General features: G+C 42.4%; 8 protein-coding genes. 2 read left to right on the forward strand and 6 right to left on the reverse strand.

Annotated features, from left to right (window positions below; genetic code table 11):
- Positions 1-180: 180 nt before the first annotated feature.
- Entirely contained in the window at positions 181-708 is a 528-nt protein-coding gene (locus DXD65_RS18180; RefSeq protein ID WP_005833966.1) for an RNA methyltransferase, read from the reverse strand.
- A 464-nt stretch (positions 709-1172) separates the two neighbouring features.
- Here DXD65_RS18180 and nadA point away from each other — a divergent pair, with 464 nt between their 5' ends.
- On the forward strand, positions 1173-2111 hold the full coding sequence (gene nadA, locus DXD65_RS18185) for a quinolinate synthase NadA (RefSeq protein ID WP_008662265.1): 939 nt from the start codon (positions 1173-1175) through the stop codon (positions 2109-2111).
- 101 nt (positions 2112-2212) lie between these two features.
- On the opposite strand, the gene DXD65_RS18190 is transcribed toward nadA, so the two are convergent.
- Genes DXD65_RS18190 through leuS form a run of 3 tightly spaced genes read right to left on the reverse strand, consistent with a single transcriptional unit; the run spans position 2213 to position 6574 of the window.
- A complete protein-coding gene (locus DXD65_RS18190) occupies positions 2213-2791 on the reverse strand; it encodes a non-canonical purine NTP diphosphatase (protein ID WP_005833965.1) in 579 nt (192 codons plus the stop codon).
- Positions 2792-2828: 37 nt separating this feature from the next.
- Complete coding sequence (locus DXD65_RS18195; protein WP_005825197.1) at positions 2829-3731, reverse strand: YitT family protein; 903 nt, start codon at positions 3729-3731, stop codon at positions 2829-2831.
- Positions 3732-3736: 5 nt separating this feature from the next.
- A complete protein-coding gene (gene leuS, locus DXD65_RS18200; protein ID WP_057256737.1) occupies positions 3737-6574 on the reverse strand; it encodes a leucine--tRNA ligase in 2838 nt (945 codons plus the stop codon).
- Between the two features lie 548 nt (positions 6575-7122).
- Here leuS and DXD65_RS18205 point away from each other — a divergent pair.
- Positions 7123-8001, forward strand: a complete 879-nt coding sequence (locus DXD65_RS18205; protein WP_034525442.1) for a DMT family transporter — start codon at positions 7123-7125, stop codon at positions 7999-8001.
- A 70-nt stretch (positions 8002-8071) separates the two neighbouring features.
- Here DXD65_RS18205 and DXD65_RS18210 read toward each other — a convergent pair whose 3' ends face one another.
- Both DXD65_RS18210 and DXD65_RS18215 read right to left on the reverse strand, forming a co-directional pair.
- A complete protein-coding gene (locus DXD65_RS18210; RefSeq protein ID WP_005825193.1) occupies positions 8072-9505 on the reverse strand; it encodes a DUF4185 domain-containing protein in 1434 nt (477 codons plus the stop codon).
- A gap of 6 nt (positions 9506-9511) precedes the next feature.
- The coding region (locus DXD65_RS18215) for a glycoside hydrolase family 97 C-terminal domain-containing protein (RefSeq protein ID WP_199670747.1) at positions 9512-9800 on the reverse strand (289 nt) is incomplete at its 5' end.

Below are 9800 nucleotides of genomic sequence, written 5' to 3' on the forward strand. Positions count from 1 at the left end.
ACAATGAATAAAATGGTTGATTATAAAAATAAACCACTGTTCATAAAATCTCTCATCATACCTATATAGAACTAGTTTATTGGATCTATAGATGCAACACGCTGGATCTATAGATGCACCGTGTTCGATCTATAGCTCCAACAAACCCGATATATTGACAGCTTATTAACAGCCCTGTTATTATCTCAGTTTCTTGAATAAATCCCAAATAACAATACCCGCCGTAACCGATACATTCAACGAATGCTTTGTGCCGTATTGAGGAATTTCAATGCAACCGTGCGAATGGTCAATCACTTCTTGTTGAACACCCTTCACTTCATTTCCCATTACCACAGCATACTTTTTAGTCTTGTCCAGCACCAGTTCGTCCAGCATCACACTACCTTCCGCCTGCTCTACAGAATAAACGATGTATCCCTCGGATTTTAGGTTATCAACAGCTTCAACAGAGTTATCAACATATTTCCAATCTACGGTAAATTCCGCTCCCAAAGCTGTTTTGTGCATCTCCGGATGGGGTGGGGTAGCTGTAATGCCACAAAGATAAATGCACTCGATGCGGAAAGCATCCGAAGTACGGAAAACGGAACCTATATTATGGAGACTGCGGATATTATCCAATACCACTACCAAAGGCAGTTTTTCGGCTTCCTTAAATTCCTCTACACTAATACGATTCAGTTCAGTTATCTTCAGTTTACGCATGACAATATACTTTTAAATCTCCCTGCAAAGATACTTTTTTCCGTTTATATCCCGGTTAATAACCGTTGAAAAGGTGTCAATACAATAGGGAAACAATTTTAAAAATAATCCTTGCATTATTCAAAGGTCTGCATATTACAGCAGTGAAACGAACAAACCAAAAAAGTTAAGGAGAATTTTCCAGGCTTCATTCAACATATTTTTCAGCCTGGTTTCATCGGTTTATAACTCTAAAGTTATTAACTTTGCATATTATTAACAACATGTTAATGCTGTTTAGCAGAAGTCTTATTATCAACGGATAAACTTAAAAACCCCGGTTTATAAGCATAAGAGTAAAATTCAGCTTGATACTAATAACTTCATAGGCAAGAAAAATCGTATTTATTTGTCCACACTGTTAACAGCCTATCATTACTATCAAAGGATTTTTAAAGAAGAAAGAGAAATTAAAAAATATAATTATGGATAATCTTATAGAAGCTATCAAGCAGCTGAAGAAGGAGAAGAACGCAATCATTCTGGGACACTACTACCAGAAAGGTGAAATACAAGATATAGCCGATTACGTGGGCGACAGTCTGGCTTTGGCGCAATGGGCGGCCCGGACGGAGGCGGACATCATCGTGATGTGCGGTGTGCACTTCATGGGAGAAACGGCGAAGGTGCTTTGTCCCGACAAGAAGGTGCTGGTGCCCGATATGGCGGCAGGCTGTTCGTTGGCAGACAGTTGTCCGGCAGACAAATTCAGTCAGTTTGTCAAAGAGCATCCCGGATATACGGTGATATCCTATGTGAACACAACGGCTGCCGTAAAGGCGGTGACCGATGTGGTGGTAACTTCTACCAATGCAAAGCAGATTGTGGAAAGCTTCCCCAAAGATGAGAAAATAATCTTTGGTCCGGACCGGAACTTAGGTAATTATATCAACTCCATTACCGGAAGAAATATGTTATTATGGGATGGCGCATGCCATGTACACGAGGAATTCTCGGTTGAAAAGATTGTTGAAATAAAACAGCAGCATCCCGATGCGGTGGTACTGGCACATCCCGAATGCAAGAGTACAGTCTTGAAACTGGCCGATGTGGTAGGCTCTACGGCAGCTTTGCTGAAGTACGCAGTGGCACATCCCGAAAAGAGCTACATTGTAGCTACCGAAAGCGGTATCCTGCACGAGATGCAGAAACAATGCCCGCAGACAACATTTATTCCGGCTCCTCCCAACGACAGCACTTGTGCCTGCAATGAATGCAGTTACATGCGGCTGAATACACTGGAAAAGCTTTATGATTGTTTGAAAAACGAATCACCGGAAATAAAGGTGGATGCTGAGATTGCAGAAAAAGCAGTGAAACCGATTAAGAGGATGTTGGAAATATCGGCTCAACTGGGGTTATAATGTGCTGATATGCTAATGTGCCAATGTGCTAATGACCTTTCGGCGTGACAGCGCAGCCAATTAGCACATTGGCACATTAGCATATCAGCACATTAAAAACATTATCTCATTAAGAACTTACACAACTTGTTAGTGGCCAATGCCCGGTGACTGATTTTATTCTTCAGTTCATTCCCCATTTCTGCAAAAGTCTGCGTATATCCTTCGGGAATGAATATGGGATCGTAACCGAAGCCTGAAGCGCCTTTTCTGTTTTTCGTGATTTCTCCTTTCACGATGCCTTCAAACAGATGTTCCTTTCCGTCGATGATAAGTACAAATACGGTACGGAATTGTGCCTTACGGTTCTCGATGCCCTCCATATCTTTCAGCAACTTCTTCATGTTTGCTTCCGAATTGTGTGCATCGCCGGCATAACGGGCGGAATATACACCCGGTGCCCCACCAAGGGCCTCCACTTCCAAACCGGTATCATCGGCAAAACAATCCAGATGATAGTTATCGAAGATATATCTTGCTTTCAGCAAAGCATTTCCTTCAAGTGTGTCTGCAGTTTCCGGAATGTCAGTATCGCATTTGATATCCTTCATGCTGAGAAGTTCGACCTTCTCTCCCAAAATGGCAGTCACTTCTTCCAGTTTGTGTGAATTGTTGGTGGCAAATACAAATTTCTTTCTCATATTATGTTCTCCTTATACTTGTGGCTTATACAAGTCCCTATTTCACTTTCAACCGGTCGAAACCTTCTCCGTATACACCGATGACGGAACTTTGGGAAATGAAAGCGTTCGGGTCTATATCTTTCACCATCCGGAATATTTCTACCGATTGGCGTTTGTAGGCAAGGACGACCAGTACCTTCACGTTGTGTTTACTGTACCAGCCGATACCGTCGAGTACCGTTACACCGCGATGGGTTTCTTTGGTGATGCGGTCGGCAATCTTTTCATATTCTTTGGAGAAAATAAAGAACTGGACGGATTGCCGGGCACTGTTGACTATGTAATCCAGTACAAATCCGATAACAAACAAAGTTACAAAACCAAATATCACACGTCGCCAGTCATGGAATACCACATAGCAGGAACTGATGATAATGAAGTCGCAAGCCATAATCATGCGTCCCAGCGTGACATCCTTGTATTTATGGATGATGGCTGCAATGATGTCCGTACCTCCCGTGCTGCCGTTGCAGTTGAACACGATACCCAGTCCGGCACCGCACATTGCCGCACCTATCAGGCAAGCCATGAAGTCTTGTCCTTCGCCCAGCAGTTGGGGAGGGACGCCGTCCGAACCGTTCACCAGCAACTGGAAAAACCATAAGAAGAAAGTGAGTCCGAAGATGGCAAACGTAGTCTTGATACTGAATTTCGGTCCGAGTATCTTGATGGCAAAAGTCATCAGTACGGCATTGATGATGAAGTATGACCACTGGATGGGAAATCCGGTGGCATAATAGATGATGGCACCGATACCGGTAGTACCTCCGGTCGTAATCTGATAGGGAATGAGGAATGCCGCCCATCCCAGTGCATAGCTGATGAGTCCCAGAGTGATGAAGATATAATCCTTCAGCTCTCTCGTCACTTCCGCTTTGGTTGGTTTTGTAATTTGCATATCTGTTATTTGACAACGATGTTCACAATCTTCTTCGGCACTACGATTACTTTGACGATGGACTTGCCTTCCATCCATTTTTCAGAGCGTTCGTCGGCCAATACAGCAGTCTGGATGGCATCCGATGCCGCATCTGCCGGGAACTCCATGTTGAACCGTGCCTTTCCGTTGAAGGAAATGGTGTAGTTGACCGTATCTTCCACCAGGTATTCTTCGTTGCATATCGGCCACTTGGCATCGCATACGGAGCCTGCATTGCCCAGTGTCTCCCACAACTCTTCGCATACGTGCGGAGCGAAGGGAGCCAGTACGATGATGAACTGGTTCAGGATTTCCTTCTTGTTGCATTTCATTCCGAACAACTCGTTTACACAAATCATAAAGGCACTGATACTTGTGTTGTAAGAGAATTGCTCGATGTCTCCCGTCACTTTCTTAATCAGTTTGTGGAGGGATTTCAGTTCTTCCTTGGTGGCAGGTTCATCCGTTACCAGATAATTGTCGTTGCGGTCGTAGAACAATGACCAGAACTTCTTGATGAAGCGGTGCACACCGTCTATTCCGTTTGTATCCCACGGCTTTGATTGTTCTACCGGGCCGAGGAACATTTCGTACATGCGGAGAGTGTCGGCACCGTATTTGTCGACAATCATATCGGGATTGACAACGTTGAACATGGATTTACTCATCTTTTCCACAGCCCATCCGCAGATGTACTTGCCGTCTTCCAGAATAAACTCGGCAGTTTCGTATTCTGGACGCCATGCCTTGAAGGCTTCAAGGTCCAGAACATCATTGGATACGATATTCACATCCACGTGGAGTGGGGTAGTGTCGTACTGGTCTTTCAGATTCAGGGACACGAATGTATTGGTATCTTTGATGCGATAGACGAAGTTGCTCCGTCCTTGAATCATGCCCTGGTTCACCAGCTTTTGGAACGGTTCTTCGGCTACGGAAATGCCGAGGTCGTACAGGAACTTATTCCAGAAACGGGAGTATATCAAGTGACCGGTGGCATGTTCGGTACCGCCTACGTAAAGGTCTACATTGTGCCAGTACTCATCCGTTTTCTTGTCTACAAGTGCCTGGTTGTTGTGCGGGTCCATATAGCGCAGGTAATAGGCGCTTGAACCGGCAAATCCGGGCATCGTGTTGAGTTCCAACGGGAAGACGGTGATGTTGTCTATCTTTTCGTTTTCTACGACGCATTTGTTTACGGTATCCCAAGCCCATTTTGCGGCATGTCCCAATGGAGGTTCACCGGTTTCGGTAGGCAGGAATTTGGCTACTTCGGGCAGTTCCAAGGGCAGGGCGCTCTCGTCAATCATGTAAGGCATGTTGTCCTTGTAGTAAACCGGGAACGGCTCGCCCCAATAGCGCTGACGTGAGAAAATGGCATCACGCAGACGGAAGTTCACCTTTACACGTCCCAAGTTATGTTCTTTCACATATTTCTTGGTAGCGGCAATCGCTTCCTTGATGGTAAGTCCGTTCAGTGAGAGGTCGCAATAGGGAGTAACGCCTTCGCGTGGAGAGTTGCATACAATGCCTTCCTTGGCATCGAAGCTCTCTTCGCTTACATCGCAGCCTTCTACCAACGGACGAATTTCGAGACCGAAGTGCTTGGCAAAAGCATAGTCACGGCTGTCGTGCGCAGGCACAGCCATGATGGCACCCGTACCGTATCCGGCAAGTACATAGTCGCTTATCCAGATAGGAACTGCCTCACCGGTAAAGGGATTGATGGCATAGCTTCCGGAGAATGCACCGGTAACGCTACGGTCGGCAATACGTTCGCGTTCGGTACGTTTCTTGGTGCGTTCCAGATAAGCGTTTACTTCATCTTTCTGTGTGTCGGTGGTAAGTTGCTGTACCAGTTCGCTTTCGGGAGCCAATACCATGAAGGTGACGCCGAACATGGTATCTGCACGGGTGGTGAAGATAGTGAATTCCAAATCGCTGTCTTTTACCTTGAATTCTATTTCAGCGCCTTCGCTGCGTCCTATCCAGTTCTTTTGGGTTTCTTTCAGGGATTCGGTCCAGTCGATGGTATCGAGTCCGTCCAGCAAGCGTTGTGCATAGGCAGATACACGGAGGCACCATTGACGCATCTTCTTTTGAATGACGGGGAAGCCGCCTCGTTCGCTTACGCCGTCCACCACTTCATCGTTGGCAAGTACGGTTCCCAGCTGAGGGCACCAGTTTACCATCGTCTCGCCCAGATAGGCTATACGGTAGTTCATCAGGATTTCCTGCTGTTCCTTTTCGCTCTTGGCATTCCACTCTGCGGCGGTGAAACTCAGTTCTTCGCTGCAAGCCACGTTTATTCCTTCGGTACCGGTTTGGCTGAATGCTTCAATCAGTTCCTGGATGGGACGTGCCTGCTTTTCATCGTTGCAGTAGTAGCTGTTGAACATCTTTTGGAATGCCCATTGGGTCCAATGGTAATATTCCGGTTCGCAGGTACGGATTTCGCGGTTCCAGTCGAAAGAGAAACCTATCTTATCCAACTGTTCGCGGTATCGGTTGATATTGTTGACGGTCGTAATTGCAGGGTGCTGTCCCGTTTGTATGGCATATTGCTCTGCTGGAAGTCCGTAAGCGTCATATCCCATGGGATTCAGTACATTGAAACCTTGCAGTCGTTTGTAGCGGGCGTAAATATCCGAAGCAATATATCCCAGCGGATGACCTACATGCAATCCCGCACCGGAGGGGTAGGGGAACATGTTCAGTACATAGAATTTTTTCTTCGTTTCGTCTTCCGTCACTTGGTAGGTTTTGTTTTCCACCCACCTTTTCTGCCATTTCTTTTCAATTTCCCTGAAATTGTATTCCATAGTGGTACTTATTAATATTTTGTTGAAAACATTGTTTATTCAATGGTTAAAACCGGTTAGTATCCGGTTAATATCGGTGCAAAGTTACGGGTTTATTTTCAGATTTGTAGCGAAGTAACATAAAAAACAATGGCAAAGGCTTGATAATTCACTTTTTATTACTTATATTTGTGATGTGCTTTTAAAACTAATTTTTTGTTTGTAATACAAATAATAGCTAAATTGATTCAATAGGATATTTACTAAAAGATTTTTAGGATATAGCGAAGGATGAAGTCTGGGAAGATTTCATCCTTCGCGTTTTTTGTCTGTGTATTCGGCAGATTGTTGTTTATTATTCTGCCGATAAATGAGAGTTCGTTCAATAGGCTTCTAATAAGGGATTTAAAGATTTACTAAAACTCGAAGGAAGATTTACTAAATCTTTCCTCCCGTTTTAGTAAATCTTCCTTCGAGTTTTAGTAAATCCTCCCTGAACATTATTTATGGTTGGTTTCATTGTATTGAAAAAAGAAAGTACGTATATTTGTGCGACTTATCGGAAGTGTATGAACGCAATGAAAAATTATACTTATCATCTTGTCGCCGTCCTTACGGTAGGTATTTGGGGGCTGACCTTTATTTCAACGAAAGTATTGATTGGGCACGGTCTTTCTCCGCAGGAAATATTCTTGCTTCGTTTCCTGATAGCTTATATGGGCATTTGGCTTATTTCTCCCCGAAAACTGTTTGCCGACAATTGGAAAGATGAATTTTGGATGTTTTTAGGAGGCATAACAGGCGGTTCATTCTACTTTTTTACAGAAAATACAGCTTTGGAGATTACATTGGCGACGAATGTGTCGTTTATTGTCTGTACGGCTCCGTTGCTCACCACCATTCTTTCTTTGTGGATTTATAAAAAGGAAAAGGCTACCCGTGGATTGATGGCTGGTTCATTGCTGGCATTGGTTGGTGTGGCATTGGTGGTTTATAATGGTAGTTTTGTATTGAAGATTTCTCCTTTAGGTGATTTCCTTACTTTGCTTGCTGCTTTTTCCTGGGCATTCTATAGCTTGATAATGAGAAAAATGTCCAATTGTTATGGTATAACTTTCATTACCCGTAAGATATTTTTTTATGGAGTATTGACTATTCTTCCTGCATTTCTGATTCATCCCTGGAATTTCGACATTGCCCGTCTTCTCGAGCCGGCTATTCTGTTCAATTTACTTTTCCTGGGTGTATTGGCTTCCTTGATTTGTTTTGTAGTCTGGAACGTAGTATTAAAACAGCTGGGAACGATAAGAGCTTCCAACTATATTTATCTGAATCCTCTCTTCACTCTGGTAGGTTCTGCTTTTCTGCTTGGCGAACAGCTTACTATAGTTGCTTTGATGGGGGCGATACTGATATTGGGGGGAGTTTATTGGGCAGGAAAAAAATAAATACAAGATAAATGGGGTTGTGTCTGCAAAGACACAGCCCCATTATTAATGTGATTTAGCAAAATTCTTTTTATGGATTACATTTGAGTTCAGCAGACATTAAATAAGTATTATATGGTAGCCACATAGACATAATGAAATAAAGTATATTTCCTTTGAGTGATATGGGGTGAATATAAGAACCATACAATTGTGAATATTGCCAGCCATCGACTAGTTTTTGTGGTTTACTCCATTCCCCTATAATATGATCTGCTGTTCGGAATGAGATATCATAGCGTGTACTATTGAAATAGAGCAATATCCATTTTTTAAATTCTGGATGATAAGCGATGGAAAGTTCTCCAGATATATCATTGAATAATGGAGTGGCTGCAGTTTCATTTCCTTTAATCCATCCACTTCCATTCCAAAATTCGTATTCTGTTTGATTTTCAATATTTTCTTCTAAAAAACGAGCAAGATGAGGCTTATTGTCACGTCCAGTAATTGTACCCACCATATAAATATATCCGTCTTTTTTGAAATAGCTTACTTGACCAAAATTACTTGTTGAACCAAATTTTACATTTTGGCAACGTGTCCAAGTAATTCCATTGTCTGAAGATTTGTAAAGACTTGAAAAGTTAGTTATCCATCCTGCCCAATTACGAATATTCATGTAATGAACATAATCTATGCCATTGGCACGAATGGCTGCTGTGGGAATAGAAGTCCAATCTCCATTACCACTTCCATCTTTACCTCCATAACATATTTCACGAGCATTTTTACCACTTTCATCCATAGTAGCACCATTAATGGTGAGCCCATCAGAAAGATCTTGATCGTCAGAGAAAAGCAAAACATTACTTCTCCAGTTACTCCCATTGGGTCCTGGATTTACAAAATTTGGATAAAAGTCACTACCGAATGTATCGCCGAAAAAAAGTCCATAATGTCCGGGTTGTAATTCCCAAACAATACCTAAATCTGTACCACCTACATTGTATAATTCATTAGTACGATTATTTACTTCAAATTCTACAATAGGTAATCCGTTTGTGCCATTTATTTCAGCACCAGTAATACGGGATACACATTTTAAATTTGAAAATTTTAATTCTCTAGAATAATTGACGATACCTTTATTGACTATCAATTTGGAAATTTCTGATGACTGATTATTATTATCTACTGCAATAAATTCAAAATAAAATGTAGAAGAATCATCCTTTTTTATAATATATTCAAATATATATTCTGGTGATAAATTTGATTTTATATATTTCTCAGAAATATTATTAGTATCGTTAATTTTATTTATTACTAAATAAGCTAGTTGATCGAATTCTTTTATTGATACTTTGATAGATATTATACCATTAATCGCAGTAATTTCATTTTGAGAAAGGTTAACTTCTAAATTATAACTATTTACTTTATCTGTATCCGAATTTTCACAACTTGTAAGCCCCCATATAGAAAGGAGGCTTGCAAGTAATAATACATGTATTCGTATCATGATTTTTTATAATTTTGTAATATGTAATAGCGCTCCTCCATCCCTTGCCAGATTCAGTTCAATGATATCCTTCCTTGTAACTTTCCGCACCAGTCTGTCCAGATTGTTTGGATTCCGCTCCACATCCTCCGCATCGGTATAGATCGTTGCCTGGTAGTCCCCCTCACTAAGGAAGTCCAATTCCAATTTCAGATCCCTTTCCGTACCGTTGTTCAGCGAGCCCACCCACCAGTCCGAACCGCTCCTGCGGGCCACCGTGACATGCTCATTCATCCTTGCCAGCGGAACTCTTATC

Source organism: Bacteroides sp. 4_1_36 (assembly GCF_003466325.1).
Classification (GTDB): Bacteria; Bacteroidota; Bacteroidia; order Bacteroidales; family Bacteroidaceae; genus Bacteroides; species Bacteroides uniformis.